This window comes from Edaphobacter sp. HDX4, assembly GCF_036877565.1.
Lineage (GTDB): Bacteria > Acidobacteriota > Terriglobia > Terriglobales > Acidobacteriaceae > Edaphobacter.
On record NZ_JAEDXW010000019.1, the window covers coordinates 97,261 to 119,905 of the forward strand.

At 58.1% G+C, this 22,645-nt stretch carries 21 protein-coding genes and 2 tRNA genes; 13 read left to right on the forward strand and 10 right to left on the reverse strand.

Going from position 1 to position 22,645, the window contains the following annotated elements; genetic code table 11:
- Window positions 1–178 precede the first annotated feature (178 nt).
- Together JAO29_RS17340 and JAO29_RS17345 are read left to right on the forward strand one after the other, a co-directional pair.
- The gene (locus JAO29_RS17340; RefSeq protein ID WP_334269516.1) at window positions 179–1,036 is read left to right on the forward strand and encodes an alpha/beta fold hydrolase; all 858 of its coding nucleotides are present in this window, start codon (window positions 179–181) and stop codon (window positions 1,034–1,036) included.
- Window positions 1,037–1,112: 76 nt separating this feature from the next.
- Window positions 1,113–1,808, forward strand: a complete 696-nt coding sequence (locus JAO29_RS17345; protein ID WP_334269517.1) for a hypothetical protein — start codon at window positions 1,113–1,115, stop codon at window positions 1,806–1,808.
- A gap of 496 nt (window positions 1,809–2,304) precedes the next feature.
- Here the strand turns inward: JAO29_RS17345 and JAO29_RS17350 are convergent, their stop codons facing one another.
- The 4 genes from JAO29_RS17350 to JAO29_RS17365 form a co-directional block, all read right to left on the reverse strand.
- Window positions 2,305–4,518 (reverse strand): N-acetylmuramoyl-L-alanine amidase, encoded by a 2,214-nt coding sequence (locus tag JAO29_RS17350; protein ID WP_334269518.1) that lies wholly within the window; start codon window positions 4,516–4,518, stop codon window positions 2,305–2,307.
- 204 nt (window positions 4,519–4,722) lie between these two features.
- Window positions 4,723–5,775, reverse strand: coding sequence for a YheT family hydrolase (locus JAO29_RS17355; protein ID WP_334269519.1), 1,053 nt, complete (start codon window positions 5,773–5,775; stop codon window positions 4,723–4,725).
- Window positions 5,772–6,578 (reverse strand): DUF72 domain-containing protein, encoded by an 807-nt coding sequence (locus JAO29_RS17360; RefSeq protein WP_334269520.1) that lies wholly within the window; start codon window positions 6,576–6,578, stop codon window positions 5,772–5,774. Before JAO29_RS17360 ends, JAO29_RS17355 begins: the two co-directional genes overlap by 4 nt.
- 56 nt (window positions 6,579–6,634) lie before the next feature.
- Window positions 6,635–6,709: transfer RNA gene (locus JAO29_RS17365), tRNA-His, on the reverse strand.
- Window positions 6,710–6,778: 69 nt separating this feature from the next.
- Here JAO29_RS17365 and JAO29_RS17370 point away from each other — a divergent pair.
- A complete protein-coding gene (locus tag JAO29_RS17370) occupies window positions 6,779–7,318 on the forward strand; it encodes a DUF4112 domain-containing protein (RefSeq protein ID WP_334269521.1) in 540 nt (179 codons plus the stop codon).
- A 41-nt stretch (window positions 7,319–7,359) separates the two neighbouring features.
- Window positions 7,360–7,436, forward strand: a tRNA-Pro gene (locus JAO29_RS17375).
- 49 nt (window positions 7,437–7,485) lie between these two features.
- On the opposite strand, the gene JAO29_RS17380 is transcribed toward JAO29_RS17375, so the two are convergent.
- The 4 genes from JAO29_RS17380 to tyrS form a co-directional block, all read right to left on the reverse strand.
- Window positions 7,486–9,642, reverse strand: a complete 2,157-nt coding sequence (locus JAO29_RS17380; protein WP_334269522.1) for an amylo-alpha-1,6-glucosidase — start codon at window positions 9,640–9,642, stop codon at window positions 7,486–7,488.
- Between the two features lie 12 nt (window positions 9,643–9,654).
- A complete protein-coding gene (gene treZ, locus JAO29_RS17385) occupies window positions 9,655–11,559 on the reverse strand; it encodes a malto-oligosyltrehalose trehalohydrolase (RefSeq protein WP_334269523.1) in 1,905 nt (634 codons plus the stop codon).
- A 250-nt stretch (window positions 11,560–11,809) separates the two neighbouring features.
- A complete protein-coding gene (locus tag JAO29_RS17390) occupies window positions 11,810–12,757 on the reverse strand; it encodes an oxidoreductase (protein ID WP_334269524.1) in 948 nt (315 codons plus the stop codon).
- A 91-nt stretch (window positions 12,758–12,848) separates the two neighbouring features.
- The gene (tyrS, locus tag JAO29_RS17395; RefSeq protein ID WP_334269525.1) at window positions 12,849–14,096 is read right to left on the reverse strand and encodes a tyrosine--tRNA ligase; all 1,248 of its coding nucleotides are present in this window, start codon (window positions 14,094–14,096) and stop codon (window positions 12,849–12,851) included.
- A 77-nt stretch (window positions 14,097–14,173) separates the two neighbouring features.
- On the opposite strand from tyrS, the gene JAO29_RS17400 reads away from it, so the two are divergent.
- Together JAO29_RS17400 and JAO29_RS17405 are read left to right on the forward strand one after the other, a co-directional pair.
- Window positions 14,174–14,584 (forward strand): DUF3253 domain-containing protein, encoded by a 411-nt coding sequence (locus JAO29_RS17400; protein ID WP_334269526.1) that lies wholly within the window; start codon window positions 14,174–14,176, stop codon window positions 14,582–14,584.
- Between the two features lie 491 nt (window positions 14,585–15,075).
- The gene (locus JAO29_RS17405) at window positions 15,076–15,510 is read left to right on the forward strand and encodes an MmcQ/YjbR family DNA-binding protein (protein WP_334269527.1); all 435 of its coding nucleotides are present in this window, start codon (window positions 15,076–15,078) and stop codon (window positions 15,508–15,510) included.
- Between the two features lie 10 nt (window positions 15,511–15,520).
- Here JAO29_RS17405 and JAO29_RS17410 read toward each other — a convergent pair whose 3' ends face one another.
- Window positions 15,521–15,928 (reverse strand): DoxX family protein, encoded by a 408-nt coding sequence (locus JAO29_RS17410; RefSeq protein WP_334269528.1) that lies wholly within the window; start codon window positions 15,926–15,928, stop codon window positions 15,521–15,523.
- A gap of 87 nt (window positions 15,929–16,015) precedes the next feature.
- Here JAO29_RS17410 and JAO29_RS17415 point away from each other — a divergent pair, with 87 nt between their 5' ends.
- The 7 genes from JAO29_RS17415 (at window position 16,016) to JAO29_RS17445 (ending at window position 21,788) form a co-directional block, all read left to right on the forward strand.
- A complete protein-coding gene (locus JAO29_RS17415) occupies window positions 16,016–16,819 on the forward strand; it encodes an SDR family NAD(P)-dependent oxidoreductase (protein ID WP_334269529.1) in 804 nt (267 codons plus the stop codon).
- A 23-nt stretch (window positions 16,820–16,842) separates the two neighbouring features.
- Window positions 16,843–17,694: a hypothetical protein gene (locus JAO29_RS17420; protein WP_334269530.1), complete on the forward strand. Its 852-nt coding sequence runs from the start codon at window positions 16,843–16,845 to the stop codon at window positions 17,692–17,694.
- Window positions 17,695–17,762: 68 nt separating this feature from the next.
- The gene (gene fabZ / locus JAO29_RS17425) at window positions 17,763–18,299 is read left to right on the forward strand and encodes a 3-hydroxyacyl-ACP dehydratase FabZ (protein WP_334269531.1); all 537 of its coding nucleotides are present in this window, start codon (window positions 17,763–17,765) and stop codon (window positions 18,297–18,299) included.
- Window positions 18,300–19,085, forward strand: coding sequence for an acyl-ACP--UDP-N-acetylglucosamine O-acyltransferase (gene lpxA / locus JAO29_RS17430; protein ID WP_334269532.1), 786 nt, complete (start codon window positions 18,300–18,302; stop codon window positions 19,083–19,085).
- Window positions 19,086–19,253: 168 nt separating this feature from the next.
- Window positions 19,254–20,195 (forward strand): alpha/beta hydrolase, encoded by a 942-nt coding sequence (locus JAO29_RS17435; protein WP_334269533.1) that lies wholly within the window; start codon window positions 19,254–19,256, stop codon window positions 20,193–20,195.
- Window positions 20,196–20,249: 54 nt separating this feature from the next.
- On the forward strand, window positions 20,250–21,122 hold the full coding sequence (locus JAO29_RS17440) for an LpxI family protein (RefSeq protein ID WP_334269534.1): 873 nt from the start codon (window positions 20,250–20,252) through the stop codon (window positions 21,120–21,122).
- Window positions 21,123–21,245: 123 nt separating this feature from the next.
- Window positions 21,246–21,788 carry a peroxiredoxin gene (locus JAO29_RS17445; protein ID WP_442886423.1) on the forward strand — a complete coding sequence of 181 codons (543 nt, stop codon included), beginning with the start codon at window positions 21,246–21,248 and terminating at the stop codon, window positions 21,786–21,788.
- 79 nt (window positions 21,789–21,867) lie between these two features.
- Here JAO29_RS17445 and JAO29_RS17450 read toward each other — a convergent pair.
- On the reverse strand, window positions 21,868–22,645 hold a 778-nt coding region (locus tag JAO29_RS17450), incomplete at its 5' end, for a hypothetical protein (RefSeq protein ID WP_442886424.1).

A 22,645-nucleotide genomic window follows, 5' to 3' on the forward strand; every position in this document is an offset into this window, starting at 1 on the left:
CAAACCATCGAAACTCGCAAGCCTGACAGCCCCACCAAAAGTGTCATCCTGAGCGAAGCCTCTCGCAGCCACATCGCGAGAGGCGCAGACGAAGGATCCGCGGTTCTCCCTCCCATCCCACCAAAAGACCCCATAAAAGCCGGTTGATAGACCACTCAGCAGGACCTACCCTTTCTGCATGAAAATCCTCGACGTTACGCTGGTGCTTCTCTCACTCCTCGGCACCGGGTCCGTAACCGCGCAAACTTCGGCGGTGGCAAATCCACCCGGCGCATTCCTCGATCTCGACGGATCCCGCCTCTACTTCGAGGAGTGTGGCGTCGGACCGAAGGCTGTGATTCTGCTTCACGATGGCGTCGTCAACTCAGCCGTCTGGGACGATGTATGGCCCTCTCTCTGCAAACACTTCCACGCCATCCGCTATGACCGGCGAGGATACGGCCGCTCGTCAGCGACGACAAAGCCCTACTACGAAGCCGATGATGTAGCCGCTCTTCTTCACGCACGGAACATATCTCAGGCCGCACTCGTAGGCAGCTCGCATGGCGGCAACATCGCTCTCAGCGTGGCGCTGCGCTACTCCTCGCAGATCAGCGACCTTGTGCTGGTCGGCCCTGAGGCGGAAGGTTTCCCTTACTCAGAGCACTTCATCCTCAAGCAGATCGAGTTTCAAAAAGCGAAAGACCCGACCGAAGTGCGCGTCCAGAACACTTACTTCATCGCTCCAGGCAACGACGCTGCCCGCGATCATCTCCGGCGGCTGCTCAACGCCTCTCCGCAGGATCATAAACACAACGACATGCCTCTTCCGGAAAAGCCTGTCTTCCCCTATGTGCAGGGGCTCCGGATTCCCACTCTCATCCTTATAGGATCCGCAGACATCGCCGACAATCAGGCCGTGGCAGGCGCTCTGGTCATGTCCATACCAGGAGCCGCTCGCGTCGTGGTTCCCGATACAGGGCACCTGATGTACCTGGAAAAGCCGGAGGTATTCTCTTCCCTCGTAATTCAGTTTCTCTCCTCTCACGGCTTCTGAAGTCTCACGCCGGATGCTAAAACTTGTACGCGGTTGTTGCGTTGCGTCCAGGCGCCGGCCAACAGTGAAACCTCTTATGAATCGAATCCTCTTTGTCCTTCTGACCGGCACGCTGCTTCCGGCCTCTGCGCTCGCACAGTCCCACCTGCCCAGGGACTACAAAGGCACACCGTACACTGATGCCAAACAGCGCGTCCCACAAACCATCCCCGGTCGCGTCGAGTGCGCCTTCTACGACAACGGCGGCGAAGGCGTCGCCTTCCACGACACCGACGCCGTAAACCACGGCTCCGGCCAGCTCAACCCCGCCGACGGCTCCTACCTCCATGAGTTCCGCATGCGCGAAGGTGTCGACATCTCCTACACCAAGTTCGGCAACTCCCCCGACCGCATCGACGACAACCCCTGGACCATCGTCCCTCCGCCTGCCAACCAGCTTTACGTCGGCTGGACCGAGCCCGGCGAGTGGTTCTCGATCACCGTCGACGTCCACCACGCCGGAACCTACACCGCCGACCTGCTCTACACCTCCAACCGCGGCGGCTCCATCTCCATCGACCTCAATGGTAAGCCCGCCTCCGGCCCACTCGCCATCGCCTCCACCAGTAATCTCGCTGATCCGGTCGCCTGGCGGCAATGGCACCACTGGAACCTCGCCCCCGCTCTCGTGAAGCTTCAGCTTCCCGCCGGACGCAGTCTCCTCACGATCCATGTCCTTACAGAGGGCCAGATGAACTTCGCATGGCTCGACTTCAAAGCCGTCTCCCGCTAAGACAAAGCTCTTCACCGCCGACAAGACCCAACAGGCCAGGAGCCTCCAACAAACCGGGTACCCCATCTTCGGCGCGGCTCCATCGCGCCTAGGGTGGGCTCATTCGAGCAAAGCTCGAACCCCTTCCACAAGCGAATCACTCAAACGATCCACCCCTGACACCCCACCAAAGTGTCATTCTGAGCGAAGCCTCCTCGCAGCTCCATCGCGAGAGGCGCAGTCGAAGGATCTGCGGTTCCCCCCAAACTCTTGCCACGTCCTGACCGGTGTCAACCCCGTACCTCATTCATCTATTTGATCCAACGTGACATAGCGTTGCCGTTCAATTCAGTCCGGATTGATATCCTTAAAATACAAAAACACACAACATCGGAGCGGCCTCACAACCGATCCGGCCATCTACTTTGTTTTCAAGATTTTGCGGAATCAACCTTTTGTTTTCAAGAATTTACGACTTAGGTCCGGACCTAAGTTCAATGTTTTGAAGATTTGCGCATTATTGTACGGGAGGGGTACCCCGGCTTAGCGCCTGCGCCTGTTCCACCCGAGACTTCGCACCACTCAGACCGTCCTGGTACTTCGCCACACCTTTGAAGAGGCTCTCTGCCACCCGTTGCCGGTACTCCGGCTCGCGCAGCTGCTCCGCATCTTTCGGATTCGTGACGAACGAGATCTCCGCCAGGATCGAAGGCATATTCGCCCCGATCAGGACGACGAATGGGGCCTTCTTGACCCCGCGGTTCTTCAACCCCGTATTGCCGCGCTCAAGGCCCGAGTAGAGATTCTCCTCGACATCGGAGGCGAACTCTCTCGATTCGTCGATCTTCTCCTTCAGCGCGATCTTCTTCACCAGATCGCTCAGCTGATAGACCGACTGATCGCTCACCGCATTCTCGCGGGCGGCCACCTGCAGAGCATCCGGCTGCGAGGTAAAGTTCAGATAATAGGTCTCGACTCCGCGTGCGCTCGGATCGCGCGACGAGTTCGCATGGATCGAGAGGAACAGGTCGGCCTGCGCCTTGTTCGCGATCGCAGTCCTCGTCTCCAGAGGAATAAACGTGTCGTCCGAGCGCGTGTAGATGATCTCCGCTCCAAGCCGCTCGTGCAGGATCTTCCCAAGACGAAGCGCTACATCGAGTACAACGTCCTTCTCCTCCAAGCCATCCACGCCGATGGTTCCGGAGTCGTGGCCGCCGTGGCCGGCATCGATGACGATTCGTCCGATCTTCAAACCCAGCGCCCGCACCAGCGAAGTCTGCCCATCAGCCGTCGGGACTGCGGCCCGGGCCGGTTCGGCTGACTCCGCAATCTCGCTCCTGCTGCGCCTGCTGCGATGCGCCGTGCTCGCCGAGTTCGCCGCCGCTCCCTTCGTTGGAACCACCGCGATCGGCTTCGACGTCGGAAGGCTGGTAGCGTCCTGCCTGCCCGGCTGATGACTGATGTCCGCAACATCGGTCGTCGTGGCCGAGCTGCTCGTCGCCACAGAGTCCGGAACCGGATGTCGCGAGGTGGCCACCTGGTCCGTCTCTGTCCTCGGGGCCGGAACCTTCGCCGTGCTCTGCTTCTGCGGTGGCGTGATGACAGGCTCAGCCGCTCGGCTGCCCGCAAACTGCGACCGCACATTGCTGCCGTGGATGTCGATGATCAGCCGATAGGGATTCGGCAGCAGAAAGGCCGAGTATTCGGTGACGTCGTTCACGTCCAGCACGACGCGAGTCACGTCGTTTGAAAACTGCGCCGCCCGGACCTCCTTGAGGAACCCGTCATCGGTCACCGTGAATGTCTTGCCGACCAGCGATTGCGCCAGTCGCGTTCCATGCAGGTCGAAGTAGATGCGGTCAGGATTCGGAACTCTCGCCGCCTCGTAGGTGACGTCGTCGCCAAGATCGATCGCCACACGCGTGTAGTTGGGCGTGGACCAGTGCCTGATCCCGCTAACCTGCGCCAGCTCCCCTCGTCGCTGCTTTGCCGCGATCGCCACGTGCGAGATGGAAGGCTGACCCGTCGCATCCTGAGCCGGCTGGACGGAGGCTTGTGCCACTTCAACCGGCTGAGCCGCTCTCGTGCTTGCACGACGGCGTGCAGCTTCCGCAGCCACTGCCGCGCCGGTCGTAGGCATCGGAGCGAAACTAGCTCCTGATTCCGACGCGGAGGAAGCTGACTCGACGCGCGCCAGGTCGGTTCTTGCCGTCCGCACGGCAGCGGTGTCGATCTCGCGGCTCTGCTTCGCCGATCGGGGCCGCGCCGAGCCGCGCTCAAGCGATGCCAGGCCAGCCTTTGCCTCATCCACCCGGGAGTTGCCGGGATAGAGTTTTACGAACAGCTGATACTTCTCTCTCGCCGCACCTGGATCGTGCAGCGCGTTCTCGTAGATCTGAGCCTCTGCCAGAAGCGCAGCCATGCGAAACGAGCTTCCCGGATACTGCGTACGCAGAAATTCGTATTGGCCGACTGCATCGGTCAGGCTCTTCTCGTCACCGAGGTCTCGTCCCTGCTCGGCCAGCAGCTCCGCAACCGAGTTGACTGCGGCGGCAGCATACTTGTCGCGGGGATCTTCGTGATAGATGTTGCGGAACAGGTCGAGCGCCCGGCCGTAGTCTTCCTTGGTTCTCTCGTGCGGAGAGATCGCCTCCAGAGTCTCGCGTCCCTGCACCGCCTTCTCCCATGGCGATAACGACGCCGCATGCCTGACAGCCGACGCAGTTCTCACGCTGGAAGATGCAGCTCCGGCGAGCCCGGGACAGGCTAGTCCGGCCGCGCAAACGGCACACCAGAGACCGATCCTCCGTACTTTGTTGCATACAGACATGGCACTCTAAGTTTAAGAGGCTGAGCCGCCTGCTCTTACTGTGAAAAGGTATGCGGGTATTCCCCGCGATACCCCCAAAATAAAGAGCGACCCGCCAATCTGGATTCAGTTTTCGGAGTGTTCCAGCAGAAACCGCAGAAGCGTATGTTCGGCCCAGTAACCGTCGTACTTAGAGGCTGGATCCGCCGGGGCAAGGAAGGCGCAGTGGCCCCCGTGAGCTGTCTCGACGAAGCGGATGTTGCGATTGGCGGCAATCTTGTCGCGACTCTCCGGCAACAGGCGAATGAAAGGATCATCTGCGGAGTTCAGAATGAGCGTGGGAACCGCGATGCGCTCCAGAACGCGGGCGCTGGCTGCGCGGTAGTAGTAATCATCCGCGCCGGTAAAGCCCGAATAGAAGGCGGTGATGCGCTCGTCGAACTCGCGGATGGAACCGATCCTGTCCGCACGGCTGGCGTCGTAGACATCCGGAAATAGCGCCACCTTGCGGCGATAGCGCGCCACCAGCGCATGTAGAAACTTCATCTCGTAGACACGATTCTGCGGCGAGTGCAGCGCATCGGCAGACGGCCCAAGATCGATGGCCGGAGAGATCCCAATCACAGAGCGCAGCGTGCGCGGAGCCGACGTGCCCAGATCTCCGGCGAGCTTGAGGGCAAGGTTCCCCCCCATCGAATACCCGACCAGGGATACGGATGTGAGACCGTAGAGCTCTGTGAAATGACGCATCACCGCGCTCAGATCTCCCGAAAGCCCTGAGTGATAGAGGGTTGAGCTGAGCGCCTCTGTTCCCCCGCAGTTCCGCATGTTCATTCGAACAACATTTGCGCCCGCCTGCCACAGCTTGTTCGCATTGCCAACAACATACTGCGAGTTGGAAGACCCCTCGAGCCCATGGACGATGATGGCTGTAGGACGCCCAGCGCGAAACTCTGCCGGTTGCCAGTGGCAGTCGCAGCGAATACTACTTCCTACCCGCCCGTCGCGAGAGGGCACCACCTCGACCAAAACCGTCTCGGCAGGTGGGAGCAGGTCGGAACGCCGCAAAAAATTTCCGAGGATGGTCTGCAGGTGTCCGTTGGAAAAGAATCGACGCGGCATGAACTCCGAGGCGTGGGCCACATGCTGCGGCGCGATCCATTCTTTTGTGCTGCTCACGAATGCTGCGCCTTTCCAGCGGTCACGATGCCTTCGACAAACGACAATGCATTCAGAGCACCGGTCGGCTCATCTTCGTGCTTGAAGTAGACGTATACATCACGGTCCAAGGCCAAGGCTCGAAGACGTTCCACAAACGCCGCAATCTCTTCCGGCCTGTACGCTCCGTTACGACGCAGGCGGAAGCTGGCGATCGTGCTGGCCGTGTGGACCTCCGGCGTTGCAAGTTCGTCACTCTCGGCGACGCAGAGAGCGGCGTTACTCGAACGCAGGACAGAATAGATCTCCTCACAGAACCAGGACGGGTGACGAAACTCGAACGCGACCGAGGGCGCGCCCTCTCCTTTGAGGGACGGAGCAGCGAGAAACGTCTGCACCCGTGCGGCATCCGCCTTGAGGTTCGGCGGAAGCTGAAACAGCAGAAGACCGAGCTTGCCCGCCTGCCGCACCGGCTCCAGCACCGCGAGGAAGGTGGCGAGATCGGACTCGCAGTTTGCAAGCCGCTTGATGTGCGTAATTCTCTGAGGAGCCTTGAAGCTGAAGCGAAAGAAACCAGGTGTCGCCGCAAGCCAGTTCTCAAGCATCGCTGCCGTTGGAAGGGCGCGGAAGGTGTAGTTCACCTCAACCGAGCTGAGCTGCCTGGAGTAGAACTCCAGAAATCGTTTGGCAGGAGTTCCCTCAGGGTAGAAATCGGGTTTCCAGGTCGGATAGGCCCAGCCGGAGGTTCCGGCAAAGATCCGTGAGGAAGCCGCCATCGCAGCGTTTTCATCGGTGGGCAGCGGGGCTTGCGGGATTCGGGCCACGGCGTAAGAAGGGACTTCCGATACGGGGACCCCAAATATCTGAGACTTGAAGATTTTGGGGCGGCTAGTGGGGTTCGAACCCACGACATCCGCTGCCACAGAGCGGCGTTCTGCCACTGAACTATAGCCGCCGTATCGCTATCAATTGTAGCATTCACTTGTCGAAGACAGAAAAATCCTCGCGTCGACCAGGTTCTCCTATGCAACCTCCCTCTCAGCCCGAGATCCTCACTCCCCGAACCCGCAAAGGCCGCGGGGTCTTCGACGACGAAAATCTGGACATCCTCTCGCACATTTTGGACGACTTCATCCGGATTCCCGGAACCTCAATCAGATTAGGCCTGGACGGAATCGTTGGGCTGATTCCGGGAATCGGGGACATCCTCGGAGGCATAGCCTCCTGCTTCATCATCTTCGCGGCCTGGATGCGCGGCGTTCCATACGTCATCCTTGCACGCATGATGGCGAACGTCGTCATCGAAGTGGTCATCGGAACCATTCCCCTGGTCGGAGACGCCTTCGATATAGCCTGGCGAGCCAATCGCCGCAACTACGCTCTACTGACGGGCAGCCTCTACGAGCCTCGCAAACACACCATCCAGAGCTGGCTGTTTCTGATTGCGCTGGTCGCGGTCCTGGGTCTGCTGATACTGATTCCCATGGTGCTTCTGGCATGGCTGGCGAACGGCCTGATGCATGCTTTGTTCGGCGTCGAGGTCCACTTTCCTACGTGGCTTTAATTGCGACAGTGCGCACATCGGTACGGTAGACTAATGGGAGTCGGGGCGTAGCGCAGTCTGGTAGCGCATCTGCTTTGGGAGCAGAGGGTCGGGGGTTCGAATCCCTCCGCCCCGACCATTCCTTCCGCACGCTGTGCGCTCATCGCCACAGGGAATGCGACCCAAAATCATCTACCTTTGTGAGCCGGAGATGCATCGCGGGGTTTTGCGAGATAAGAGCGAAGCACCTCCGCTACACTCCAGGCCTGAGCCATGCAGCCGCGTGGCGTAAAAGGTGGGTCCGCGTCGAAGATCTCGCTGATCGTACCGACTCCGTCGTCACAGAGTTGATCTTTGAAGGCCCGAAGAAAACCAGCAATCGACTGATGATCCTCGGGGTAAGTCCGACGCCATGCATCGCAGAACGGGCCGATCAACCAGGGCCAGACCGTTCCCTGGTGGTAGGCGGCATCGCGTGTGTACAGATCACCATCGTACCGGGCTTTGTAGTTTGAATCGTCCGGCGAAAGAGAGCGCAGCCCTACGGGGGTGAGAAGCTGCGCCTTTACCACGTCGAGCACAGCCGTCCACTTGTCCTTTGCGAGTACGGGATACTTCAGAGAGAGCGCGATGACCTGGTTGGGCCGAATGGAAGGGTCATCGTGAGGATCGACTAATTGGCCGTCCTGCTCTCTCGGTGAATCGACAACGTCGAAGAGGCATTTGAGCTGAGGATTCCAGAACCGTCTCTGGAATTCCGCATACACTCGACCGGCCTCTTCGGTGAAACGCACACAATTTTGATCGTCCTTCTTGATCAGCGAAAGCCACTCCGCCGCGAGACGAAGCGCGTTATACCAGAGCGCATTGAGTTCAACGGCCTTGCCGCGCCTGGGTGTGACGACCCAGTCTCCGACCTTGGCATCCATCCAGGTGAGTTGGTATCCGACGGCGCCCTGCCGTAGAAGTCCGTCTGCCGGATCGACACCGATCCCGAAATCTGTGCCTCGCTGATGCCATTCAATAACGTCAACCAGGTGGGGCAGCAGGAATTCCAGGGTCTCAGCATCTCCCGTCGCGGTGAAGTAACGGTCCACTGCATGGAAGAACCACAGTGTGGCATCGGCAGTATGGTAGAGGCCCGATTGCTGGCCCTCGGGGAACATGTTCGGAATCAGGCCATCCCGTATGTAATTGGCAAAGGAGCGCAGAATGTACTCTGCCTCCTTCCAACGTCCCGTGCAGAGGGTTAGCCCGTCGAGAGAGATCATGGTGTCTCGTCCCCAGTCGGTAAACCAGTGATAGCCGGCGATGACACTCCGGGTCTCGTCGCCAAGCGAATAAGCACGGACCTGGTCGGACAGGCGGCCCATCGGAGTGATCAGGAACTGGTCGGCGGCGAGGACCAGTTCGGCCGCGAAGCCTTCTCGTGCAGGTTCGGGAGCCATGCGGAGGAGTCTTCGCCTGCGTTCGATCTCGGCCGCAAACGCCGCTTCTGCGCTCAGCGCCTGCACCTGAACCCAATCTTCGCTGGAGAAGGTGAGCGAAACCTGCTCCCCTGTCTTCAGCTCACTGCACATAACTCCCGGCGACCAGAGGTTGCCCTGCCAGTCATACCCACGGCTCTGCTCGATGCGATAGCGAAGATTTCGAATCTCTCGAGCGTTTATACGAAAGCTAGTCTGGCCTCCCTGCCACGAGAACTTCAGGACCGGGAGGTCGGGCCCGGCAAAGAGTTCGAAACCCTGCTCGACCGCCGAGAAACGATATTTTTCAGGAAGCGATCCTTCCACTGTCCCTTCGTGCGGTCTTATATGAAGTGCTGGCTGAACTTCGAGTCGCGCACTCCCTGCGAGAAGGGAGTATTTGATGTAGCTGGTGTTTTGCCGGTGAACCATGCAGATGCGCTTTTCTAGCACGGTCTCGCCGATACGAAATGTCCAAACAGGCAGGCCTGTCTCCAGCCGAAAGTTATGAAGATACGGACTAACCGGCTCATGAACAGGAGTAACAGGTTCATTCTTCGTCGACTCTGAATCGATGGACTCCCGGCTGGCGAAATCAAGGCAGCTGAGTGGATACTCCTTTCCGTCGATATGAATCCGCTCACGAAGATCGTTGACCATCATCATTCGGCCGAGGGGAGCGGGAAGGGCACCTATAAGCCACCCATGGAAGCGTCGCGTGTTGAATCCGCCGATGGTTCCGGAGGCATATCCGCCAAGGCCGTTGGTCACGAGCCATTCTGCGTAAAGTCCACGCCGGGTTCTCGCCTGCTCGTCGAGGTTTTCTAATGTAAGGGGAACATCTCTGATGATTGGTTTGGGTCTAAAGATTGACTTCATAGGGTCCTGTAGTCATGGTTCTGATGTGAGATTGGAAGGGATAAGAAGACTCGTGGCTTTTTCAGCAATGTGCCAACTCTCGGGCGTAACAGGGCTCATGGCAAAGGTGCCACCATACTCAATCTGCTCGCTGCTCCACACACACTGCCACTGTTTACCAGTCGGAGGAGCGAGTAGAGGCTCGGGCAAGTGAGTCAATTCCAGAAAGGGGCCAAAATTGACTACAAGAAGCCGGTGACCCTCATCCTGATCAGCAAAATATCGGATAACAAAACAGTCGTCCGTAAGTACTGCACCATCAATTTGCCTCCTTTGTATGTTCCGTAAGACGGGGTTCTCGCGGCGAATGCGAAGCAGATCAGCAAACAGCCTCTGAGTTTGGCGGCCATCCACGCGCTCTCTCTCTTTGGGGTCGAGCTTACAAGCGTCGAAAGTTGCCCGGTCACCGGGATTGGGAATGACTGCCTTAGGGTCCGGTAGGCTCCGGATGGATTCGAACTGCTCCAGAAAATCGGCCCGGCCAGCGCGAACTTTTTCGCAGAGGTCTTCGCGTTGATTGCAGAAATAAAGGAAAGGCTTCGTCGAGCCATACTCCTGCCCCATAAAGAACATGGGAGTTCCCGGAGTCAGCAGCCAATATCCAACCATGGCACGGTAGAGACGAGGGCTGGAAGAACCAGGGAGTCGCGTCCCCTGGAGGGAATTTGCGATCTGATCATGATTTTCCAGAAAGGTGACAGCCTGCCAAGGCTCCACTCCAACAAATGGTGTTCCACGTGGCGCTTTCTGCCAGGAATAGAACTGCCCCTGAAACAGAAAGCTCCATTTCGCAGCCGAAACGAACTCCTGCGCCTTCCCCAGATGATCCGTGTAATACGCTTCCCGTTTTCCGGTCAGCCGTACGATTGCAGAATGATGAAGGTCGTCGTTCCACATGCCGTCGAGCCCTGATCCACCCTCGGCAACAGAAGCCAGTTGATGGCACCACTGCCGCTCACACTCGCTCATAAGAATGATCTCCCTACCCTCTGCTGCAGCACGAGCGGCGCAGGAGATCTCGGTCAATATGTGCGGGTGACAGTCTCCCGAATCCACCATCGCCTGGGTAGCGTCGAAACGCAAGCCATCGAATTGAAACTCACGAATCCAGTATCGGGCGTTTTGAATGAAAAATTCCCGCACCGGTTCGCTGTGTTCGCCTGCGAAGTTCGGGGCCTCGCCCCATTCGCTTGGATGGTCGGAGGCATAGAAAGGAGAGTACTGCGGCAGGTAGTTGCCGTCGGGACCGTAGTGGTTATAAACAACGTCAAGGATGACCGAGAGTCCCGCGCCATGGGCAGCTTCGACCATATGACAGAGGTCGCGCGGGGTCCCATAGTGATGATGCGGCGCAAAGAAGAAGACGCCATCGTATCCCCATCCGAACTCTCCCGGGAACTCCGAAACAGGCATGATCTCCAAGAGGGTGATTCCGAGCTCCCGCAGACGGACAAACTCACGTTCTGCTGCTTGATAGGTTCCTTCCGGAGTGAAGGTACCGATATGGAGTTCGTAGATTACCTGATCAACTAACTGTAAGTTAGACCTCTCACGAGGCTTCCACGGATAAGCAGACAGATCAACAATCTCGCTCCATCCATGCGGTCCCTCTGGTTGGAATCGTGATGCGGGATCAGGAAAGGGCCCCTCGCCATCGACAAGATATTTGTAGTGCTCAGAGGCTCGAACCGATGAGATTACCGCGCTGAAGTAGCCATTCTCTTGTGGAAGAAGAGGGTAGGACTCTCCGGTCCTCAGAACCACCTCCACTGACTTTGCAACGGGCGCCCAGACCCTGAAATGCGTGCCATCGGAGAGAGGCAACGCTCCGAGACAATGCACCACTGGAGATTCACGAAGCTTTTGTGAAGTCCTCATCTTGCGTAACTGTTTCCTAAAGGGAGATCCCGGCACAGATAAGGGCGCGTACGCAAACACGCCCTCGACTACCCGCCTATTAGGATGCGGATTCGCTCCGCAGAATTGCATCTCATTGATTTTTCGGTCTAAGGAAGTAATCTCGTCGAGCATCGCTCTTTTTGAGGCGAAACTCCGCTCCGATCACCGACGCCGCTCATCCGGACGAACTCTGATCACCAGACCAAGACAAACTTCAGTGCAGGCACCTTTAGACGAAGTCAACACCTGTCAGATCGCTGCACTTTTCCCACAACCGTGAGGCCAGTGCCTCATCTTGCGCGTGGGCCGCGACCTTCGCCGGCCCCACGGTCTCGCCCCGCATCTCTGCAAACTCCTGCGGGCCATAGTAGCCGCCGTTCTCTGCGTCGGGAGCAGTCGCGGCATACAGCGTAGGCAGCGCGCCCTCTGCTTCGTCATTCAAAAACATGCCAATGACATGCCCGATGATCGTCCGCAGACTTCTCGTCAGGGAGGATCGGCCATCGGTGCGGAAGAGAGCTGTGGCCGCCACCCCTGGATGGGCGGCGATGCTTCGCACCCGTGACCCCGTGGCTTGCAGGCGTCGGCCCATCTCCTGCGCAAGCATCAGGTTTGCAAGCTTCGACTGCTGGTAAGCCCGCATGGGGGAATAGGACCGCGAGGACTGCAGATCCTCAAGGTCAAGATGGGTGCGTTTATGAGCAATCGAGGCGATGGTCACGATACGAGGCGCTTCTGCGGTCTCGGCAGCGGCCCGCTGAATGGCTGGCCAGAGAAGACCGGTCAGGGCGAAATGGCCCAGTACGTTGGTCCCAAACTGCATCTCAAATCCGTCTGCGGTGAGAGTCCGGTGAGGCACCGCCATCACGCCTGCGTTGTTGATCAGCACATGCAGCGGCCGCTGGCGGTCGAGCTCCCCCGCGGCAAACTCCCGTACCGATGCTAGCGAGGCAAGATCGAGCACTCCCGCTTCGGCCCGCACTCCCGGAGCCTCTTCCCGGAGCCGCGCCAGCGTCTCCTCGCCCTTACGTCGGTCACGGCAGGTGACGATCAGTTCAGCGTCCTTGCGGGCCAGCTTCATCGCCGCAGCAAAACCAATGCCGCTGTTAGCTCCCGTGATCAGGAAGCGCCTGTTCGTCAATGAGGGAATCTGCTCTGCCTTCCACGAGCCTGTCATAGGTGAGATTTGGACGCGCTAGATCAGAAGGCGTTGCAAATTCTCTTGCCACGCTCTGCGGAATCTTCTCTTTACCTGATTCCTGCCGGGACTACGTCCATTCCACACGGACGGATCGCTTCCCCAGCCGAAGGATCGGCTTCGAACCGAGTTCCTCCATCTGGATGGTCCGGGCGCTAATCTTCGCGCCATTGATGCTTACCGCATTTTCGCCGAGCTTGCGTGTAGCCTCTCCCGTCGACGTGGCCAGTCCTGTCAGCTGCAACAGCCTGGGAAGACGCAGTTCTCCTCCGTCGGCTGCAAACAATCCTTCAGCGTCGCGAGCGACCTTCACGACGGGAACACCTTCACTCACAGCCCGCTGCTGGAACTGGGTGGCCCAGCCCTCGGCGGCCGCATCCGCAGCTGCCGGAGAGTGGAAGTCTGCTGTGATGGTATGCGCCAAGTTCTTCTTCGCCTGCATCGGGTGCAGACTTCCGTCTGTAACTTGGGCCTGCATCGCGGCAATCTCCGAACCTCGCAGATCGGTCAGCAGTGTCCAGTACTTCCACATCAACTCGTCCGAGATGGACATCAGCTTGCCGTACATCTCCGAAGGAGGCTCGTGAATCCCAATCGCATTGTTCAGCGACTTCGACATCTTCTGTACGCCATCCAGACCTTCGAGGATGGGATTCATCAGGATGATCTGCTGCGCCTGGCCGAAGTGACGCTGCAGATCGCGCCCGCGCATCAGGTTGAACTTCTGATCGGTCCCGCCAAGCTCGACATCGCACTGCAGGGCGACGGAGTCGTACCCCTGCGCGATGGGATAGATCATCTCGTGCAGCGCAATCGGCTGCTCGGCATCGAAGCGCTTGTGAAAGTCTTCGCGCTCCAGCATCTGCGAAACAGTAAACTGCGCCAGCAGCCGTACAAGGTCGTAGTAGCTCAACTTGTCCAGCCACTCAGAGTTGTAGCGGACCTCGGTCTTCTCCGGATCGAGGATCTTGAAGACCTGCTCCTTGTAAGTTTCTGCGTTCGCCTTGATCTGCTCCGGGGTCAGGGGCTTTCGCGTAACGTTGCGTCCTGTGGGGTCGCCGATCAGCGCCGTTGAGTCGCCGATCAGGAAGATCACCGTGTGGCCAAGCTGCTGAAAGTGGCGGAGCTTACGGATCAGCACAGTATGGCCGAGGTGCAGGTCGGGAGCCGTCGGGTCGAAGCCAGCCTTAATCCGCATGGGTTTGCCGGACGTGATCGACTGCTGGATACGCTCTTTGAGAGCCTCGAGAGGAATGATCTCCGATGCACCCTTGGTGATGAGATCAAGTTGTTCTTCAACGGAGGGAAATGTCGACATGGTCGTTTTTAAGTATAAAGAGACGAAGAGTCGCTGAGGAGAATGGTTCCTGAGCGGCAAGCCCATCGAAGGTGGAGATGCCCGATCCAAAGCCGAGGCCCGACCGCATCACGGTTCCAAAGGACAAGATCTGCAAGACCTGCAGACGGCCCTTCTCCTGGAACGAAAAGCGGGCGCGGGACTGGGACATCGCCAAATACTGCAGTCCGCAATGCAGAGGAACGGTCGGCAGCGAGAAGATCGCCGAACTTGAAGACGCGATTCTTCAGTTGCTGGCAGAACGTGGTCCGGATAAGAGCATCTGTCCCTCAGAGGCGGCAAAGCTCGTTGGAGGCAGGGCCACACGGCACGATTGGGAATCCCTGATGGAGCCGGCGCGCGAAGCCGCTCGAAGGTTGGTAAAGACCGGCAGTGTGGTCATAACCCAGAAGGGAAAGATCATTGATCCTGCTCGCGCGAAGGGTCCGATTCGGCTTCGTCTGCTCTGAGACGAATCTCGCGATGCGGGCACGCGGAGTACCTGCTGTCCAGGATCGCACTGAGAGATGTGTGTGGATCGATTGCGACCGAACGGTAGCTGTAAATACCAGGGCAATGATCGAATCGGCTTCAATCGAGACCTCCTCGGACCCATGATTTGCTTCTTATAACCATGGCGACCGCGACCTCAAACAAAACCCGGGAATCCAGTCAGAAGAAGAGCGCAAAAAAAAGCGTGAAGCGTGCCAACGCGAAAAAGAGCAACCGCTGCTGGCCAGGATTTGAACCCGTCCCGGGAAAACGCCCCGGAACGAAAGGGAGCTGCAAACGCGAGCCCGGTCCGCACAGTAAAGCGACTCGTCGCGCCACTCAGAAAGCTGCAGCTGCTTCGAAGCTTGAAAAACGGGCCTGAAGTTGGTGCGGAAACCACCCGGCGGCAACGACTTAATCGAACTTTGCATCCGCGGATTCGGGCCCGCTCCTGCTTATACTTAGGCGCATGGACGTCGAACAGATTCGTTCGCTTCTGCTCGAAATGCCTCATGTAGTCGAGACCATGCAATGGGGAGCGAACCTTGTCTTCTGGGTTGGAGACAAGGCGATCGGCGGAAAGATGTTCGCCTTGGCGAACCTGGATGGAGATGGGCGTGCCGTGATCTCCTTCTGCGCCGGTCAGGAGCGCTATCCCGAGCTGCTCGAGCACGAAGGTATTCTCCCCGCCCCCTATCTCGCAAGAGCCTGGTGGGTTGCTATCGAGCGCTGGGACGTCTTCCGTACCGCTGAGTGGAAGACCGAGCTGACCGCCGCCCACGCCATTGTCGCTGCCAGGCTACCCAGAAGAACCCGCGATACTCTCGCTCTGCCCCTTCGTGAGCAAAAGCGGCTCATTAGCGAACGCAAAGCTGCATTGGCGGCCGCCGGAAAGAAGACCTGATGCCGCGGCTTCACAGGGTATGGTGGTTTCCGTCGACCTGGCTGTGCGTTCCATGCAGAACGGTCCCAAAATGATGCCAATGCGCGTAGATCAGGAACCCCTCCAGCACGGCAACAAATAACGCGGGACCGATTCCCTGCGGATTCATCGTGACATGGAACAGCAGCATCACCACAATGATCGGACCCAGGATTGTAAGCGCCACCCCGATATAGCGCCCCAGAAGCAGGAGCACTCCGGCGACGATATAAAGAATACCCAGGAAGGAAAACCAGCCGTACTTGAATAGAAGTCCGAGTAAGACACCGGCGTCTCCCGGTGGAGGCGGCATAGGAATGAAGTGGAGGTATAGGTTCAGCCCAAAGACCGTGAACACCAGACCCAACAGGATACGAGCGATAAGGACGGCGATCTTCACGAGCGATTCTCCTTTGCGGCGAACTAAGCTACGTGCAGGCGATCGGTCGAAGTTGCACCATCATATTGGATTCGATAGCGTCAGCGTATGGAAAAATTAACGGAGAAGGGCATCTCGCTCTCGCTTGCAGGGCGGACTGCGTTGATTACGGGGGGTTCCCGCGGTATCGGGGCCGCCACCGTTCGAATGTTCTGCCAGGCCGGTGCGCGGGTTTTTTTCAACTACCGCTCGGCAGAGGCGCAGGCCCGACAGCTGATTGCGGAGTGCGGTGGAGAACCTGCCTGCCAGGCTAGTCGCCAGGAGCTTGGAACTCCCGCGGATGGAACGGCTCTGGTTCGTGCAGCGGTCGCAGCTCTCGGCCGTCTGGATTGCCTGATCGTGAATCACGGTGTCTGGCCTCCTCATGACATTCCGATCGACGCGATGAGCGACGCACAATGGCGCTCTACCCTGGGGATCAATCTCGACAGCACCTTTGGCCTGGTGCGGGCGGCAGTCGCACAGATGCGGCAACAGGATCCCATCGGGGATACACGAGGCCGCATCGTCCTGGTAGCCTCCACCGCAGCCCAGCGAGGCGAAGCCTTTCACACCGACTACGCGGCCAGCAAAGGAGCTATGGTCAGCATGACCAAAAGCCTCTCCAGTGAACTCGCAAGCCAGGGCATCTATTGCAACTGCGTTGCGCCGGGCTGGGTGGATACAGAGATGTCCTCGGGTGCCCTGACGCATCCGGAGACGTCTAAAAAGGTGCTGGCAACAATTCCTCTCGCACGTCCCGCAAAGGTGGAAGAGATCGCCGGTCCCATTCTGTTTTTATGTACACCGTTGGCCGGCTTCATCTCCGGCGAAATCTTTAACGTCAACGGCGGCGCCGTGCTGGCTGGATGACTCCCGGGCCGCCTGGAGAACGCATGAACCTGTTGCTTGCCTTACTGCTTATCCTTGGCTTTGCCGTCACCCCTGCACGCATGTATGGGCAGGCTAGCGCCATTCCAAGCGCAGCCCCGACCGAGGCGAAGGGCATGACCGACGAGCAGCTCGGAAAGAAGCTGATGGATGAGATGGTGGAGGCTCTTGGAGGCGAAGCCTGGCTCTCTCGCAAGGATATGCAGGTGACCGGACGAACCGCAGCGTTCTTTCGTGGTGCTCCCAACGGCATTGTCATTGAATATCAGGGCTGGCGAAGATTTCCCGATGCCAACCAGGGTGGCGCTGAGCGCATCGGCTTTCTCACCGACCGGAGCATGATCCTGCCCGGCAAAAAGATCGACGTCGTTCAGGTATGGACCGGCGGCAACGGTTACGAGATCACCTATAAGGGGCGAACCACGCTCCCCAAGGATCAGGTGGCGGACTACTACCGGCGACAGGACCATTCCATTGAGAGCGTCGTGGAGAAATGGATCAAGGCTCCGGGCGTCATGATTCTTGCCGAAGGGACGACGATGGTGGAGCGTCGGATGGCCGACAAGGTCACGGTGCTGAGCGCCAATAACGATGCGGTCACTCTGGAGCTGGACGCTTCCACCCATCTGCCGCTGAGGCGAACCTTCAAGTGGCGTAACGAAACCTTCAACGATTTCGACGAGGAGTCGGAGACTTATTCCGACTATCACGCGGTTCAAGGGATCCCGACGGCGTACAACATCACCCGCTACCGCAATGGCGACATGATCAATCAGCGCTTTCTGACCAAAGTTGCATACGACCAGAATCTGTCCCCTGACCTGTTCAATCCTGATATCCTCCCCAAGAAGAAGTAACCGCCGTTATCACCCAAACCGGTTACGCCTTCGAAGGTCTGGTCGCGAGGTTTATACTCAGGTCTGCCATGACTGAATTGACTGAAAAAGCTGCAGTTCCGCCTTCGGCGACCGAGACGCCCCAGGCAAAGCAGACTATGGACATCCTCGAGATCATGTCCATCCTCCCCCACCGCTATCCCTTTCTGCTGATTGATCGCGTGGTAGAGATTGAGCGGAAACAGAGAATCGTTGCAATCAAGAATGTCTCCTTCAACGAACCACAGTTTCAGGGGCACTTCCCCGATTACCCGATCATGCCCGGGGTCCTGATGGTCGAGGCCATCGCGCAGGCGGGCGGGGCTCTGCTCCTGACGGAGATCCCGGATCGAGACGACAAGCTTATGGTCTTCACAGGCATCGACAGTGCCAAGTTCCGCAAGCCAGTGGTCCCCGGCGACCAACTTCGCATCGAGGTCAAGGTCTTGAACTGGCGCTCGACTGCCGTGCGTATGCAGGGAACCGCGACAGTAGAAGGAAAAGTAGTCTGTGAGGCCACAGTCATGTGCGCGCTGGTTCCACGAGGAACGAAGAAGCCTGAGGCGAAGTCCGGGGGCGAAGTCTGAGTGAGTATTCACCCCACAGCGATTGTTGAGGAAGGCGCCAGGGTTCCCGAGAGCTGCACGGTGGGACCCTTTTGCACGATTGGCTCCAATGTTGTCCTGGGAGAGCGATGTGAGCTTGTCTCGCATGTCGTGCTGGATGGGCACCTCACCATGGGAGACGAAAACCGCGTTTTTTCGTTCGCCTGCTTAGGGATTGCGCCACAGGACTTGAAATACCAGGGCGAACCAACCCAACTGGTCCTTGGTGATAAGAACGACATTCGGGAGTACGTCACCATCTCCCGTGGGACGGCGGGTGGTGGAGGAATTACCCGTGTGGGATCGGGCTGCCTCATCATGGCGTACACCCATATCGGACACGATTCTTCGATCGGCGATGGAGTCATCCTCGCAAATGCCGCCACGCTGGCCGGCCATGTCACTGTCGAGGACTATGCCGTGGTTGGCGCTCTGAATCCGGTCCACCAGTTCTGCACTATCGGGACCCATGCCTACGTCGGCGGCGGAACCACGATTACACAGGATGTACTTCCCTATTCGCTGACCAGCATTGAGCGAAATAATCATGCGTACGGCATCAACAAGATAGGTCTGGAGCGAAAAGGTTTTACGCGGGATGAGATCAAGCAGCTGAGAGCGGCCTACCGACTGTTGCAGGCCTCCAAGCTGAACACGAGCGAGGCACTGGCGACCATCCGCGAGAAGATCGCCTCAGGCGAGTTTGGCGACAAGGTGGCGTATCTCGCCGACTTCATCGCCAGGAGCGAGCGCGGAGTTATCAAGTAGGCGTTCGGCGATACACCGACCAGTAGAGGAAAACTCCTAAAGTTTTGCCCTTTTGGGCCCCAAACCAGAGGAGTTTGATAACTCATCCGGTTCCGTATCGAACCAGAGAATTGATTCACTCCCGGTATCCCTAGAATCGACAAAAGCCAGTGACCTGGGATGGTGACAATGAAACTTTGGAGCCTCGTTCTCTGTATCGTATCTTCGTTTAACTTCATGAGGGCACAGCAGCCGGTCTGGCAGCCTTCCTCCGGACATAAGCAAGTGCAGATATGGCCCGGTGCAATACCGGATGCTGCTCCTATCACTGGACCGGAGACGGTAAAGATAGACGCGAAGGACCTGGTCGGGGGCAAGCCATGGACTTACATCAACAACGTCTCCGTTCCAACCATGACGGTGTACTCTCCGAAAGGGACGAACACGGGCGCTGCAGTCGTTGTATTTCCGGGAGGCGGCTACCAGATTCTAGCCATCGATCTTGAAGGCACCGAGGCTTGTGACTGGCTTAACTTCCGGGGAATCACGTGTGTGCTGTTGAAGTATCGTGTTCCGGGAGAGGGGAAGTTGCCAAAATCGGGGGCTTACCCTTCCTCGCCGATTGCCTTGGAGGATGCTCAGAGAGCACTTGGCCTGGTGCGGTTTCATGCGGTCGAGTGGCATATTGATCCGCATAAGGTAGGAGTGCTGGGATTTTCGGCAGGTGGTCACCTTGTAGCAGCAACGAGCGTGCATTCCGAAAAACGTATCTATCAAGAAGTCGATGCCGCTGACAGAGAAAGCTGCCGCCCTGACTTTGCCATCGCTATTTATCCCGGACATCTGTCGATGGCGGATAACAGCATTGCATTGAATCCTGATATACGCTCGCACATTACGCGACAGACGCCACCTACTTTTTTGCTACAGAACGAGGATGACAATGTGGACCGTGTCGAGGATTCCCTGAGCTACTACGTAGGACTCAAAAGGGCTGGGGTTCCGGTCGAGATGCATCTCTATGCTCACGGTGGACATGCCTTTGGTCTGCGCAGAACAAAGCTCCCGGTGACGGCGTGGCCTGAATTAGTGGAGACCTGGTTGATTGGGATCGGTGTACTCTCCAGATAGCTTCATCGGCTCGCTCTTAAACCATCTCCGCCGAGCATGCGTTAAAGTAGGCCAATGTCCACACTTGGCCTGATTGCCGGCAATGGCAGCTTTCCTTTTCTTCTGCTCGACGCGGCGCGAGCACATGGGCTTACAGTCGTCGTCGCCGCAATCAAGGAGGAGACCGATGTTGCCATGAATGTTCGAGCGGCGGCGGATCCAAACGTGCGTGTGCACTGGATGTCGCTAGGCGAGCTATCGCGCCTGATCGAAACCTTCCACGCCGAAGGCGTCAGCCGGGCCGTAATGGCCGGGCAGGTGAAGCACAAGCAGATCTTCTCCAGCATTCGCCCTGACTGGCGGCTCGCCAAACTTCTGCTGAACCTGCGCACGCGCTCGACCGACATGCTTCTGGGCGCAGTCGCGAAGGTGCTCGGTGACGAAGGGATTGAATTGATCTCCTCCACACAGTTTCTGGAGCCTCTGCTGGCCAAGGCGGGCGTGCTGACGAGGCGCCACCCAGATGACGAGGAGCAGAAGGACATCGTCTACGGTCGCACCGTCGCACGCGCCATCGCGGGCTACGATCTCGGCCAGACGGTTGTGATCGCCGCACAGGCCTGCGTTGCCGTCGAAGCCATGGAAGGCACGGATGCGACCATCGAGCGCGCCGGAGCCCTCTTTCGAACTCTAGAAGCTGAGGCGGCCACCGGACAGGAGGTACACGGCGGCACATTTCTGCGGCGTTCGCTTACGGTAGTGAAGGTAGCGAAGCCTAACCAGGACATGCGCTTCGATGTCCCGGTGATCGGAGTTCCGACGATCCAGACGATGAAACGTGCGGGAGCTACCTGCCTTGCTATCGAAGCCGGAAGAACGCTCATGTTCGATCCGGATGCCATCGTCAGGGCAGCGGATGAGGCTGAGATCGCTATCGTCGCCGAGTAGGCGATTTCCTTCAAAACCCATCAATTGTCTCCACGGAGTAAAATTTCGATGCGCGGATGGCTCTGCGCGTCTTGGCCGGCCCGATTCCGTCTTACAACCAGATGTTCTACAAAAAGGGGAACGATGATGCGCAAAACGATGTGGATTGCGGTGGTGCTTGGTGTCGCTACAGTCTGTGGCTTTGGCATGAGAGCTTATGCCGCCGATGAGGTGCAGGCGGGCTCAACTGCTCCCAACTTTACCCTGCCTTCGCAGGAAGACAAGCCGATCAGCCTGTCTGACTACAAGGGCAAGTGGGTCGTCCTTTACTTCTATCCAAAGGACCAGACGACGGGCTGCACCATTGAAGCGCACAACTTCCAGCGTGATATGTCGAAGTATGACTCAGCCAATGCAGTCGTACTGGGTGTAAGCCTGGACACGGTTGAAGGCCACAAGGCGTGGTGCGCCAAGGACACTTTCAGCTTCAAGCTACTGGCCGATCCCGATCACAAGGTGGTGGACGCTTACGGTGTTCCGGTCAAGGCGATGGGTCCGATGAAATTCGCCAACCGTGAGACGTTTCTGATCTCGCCGCAAGGCAAGGTGGTCAAAGTGTGGCCAAAGGTCGATGTGCAGAAGCACAGCGAAGAGGTGCTGGCCGAGATAGCAGCTCAGAAAAACTAACGAATTCCAGCAGACGCAAAAAGGCCCGGGCGCTCACGGGGAGCCGACCGGGCCTTTTTGCTTGCCTTAGTAAATCGTCTTACTTCTTTGCTGCTGTCTTCTTGGCAGGAGCCTTCTTGACCGCCTTCTTCGCAGGAGCCTTCTTGGCTGCCTTCTTCGCAGGGGCCTTCTTGACCGCCTTCTTCGCAGGGGCCTTCTTCACTGCCTTAACAGCCTTCTTCGTTGCCTTCTTTGCTGCTTTCTTCGTTGCCAAGTTGTTGGTACCTCTCTTCATGGATTTTTTGCTGCTTGCCGCGACCTTCTTACTGGGCGCCTTTTTAGAGGCGACCTTCCCGCCGCGCTGGGTCCCGGCTTTCTTCGCGGCAGATCTTGTGGAAGGAACGGACTTCGAGCCCTTTTTGGCCGACTTCTTAACAGCCACCTTCTTCGCTGAACTCTTCTTTGCAGAGGTCTTCGACGCTTTCTTGAGAGGCGTTTTCTTGGAAGCGGGAGCTTTGACTGTGGTCGTCTTCTCCGCCTTCTTCGCAGGGCCCTTCTTTGAGGGAGCCTTCTTCGCAGGAGCTTTCTTCGCGGGCGCTCTCTTTACGTCCGCGACAGCGGTCCCGCTCTGAGGAAGTTCCGACTCCCGCTGCGCGGGCGAGTAAGGCACGCTGGTGGAGGGAGGCGGAGCGAAGATTCGCGCATCCTCTGCTCGATCTTCCTCCTCGGTCTCTTCACGACCGATATCGTTGCCCTCTTCTTCTTCGAGCGTGTCTGAATCGTCATCGTCGGATGAGATCAGCACCTCTTCTTCTTCCTCGTCTTCGAGCAACCGGCCACCGAGATCATCGTCGTCGTCAAAATCATCATCGTCCGCG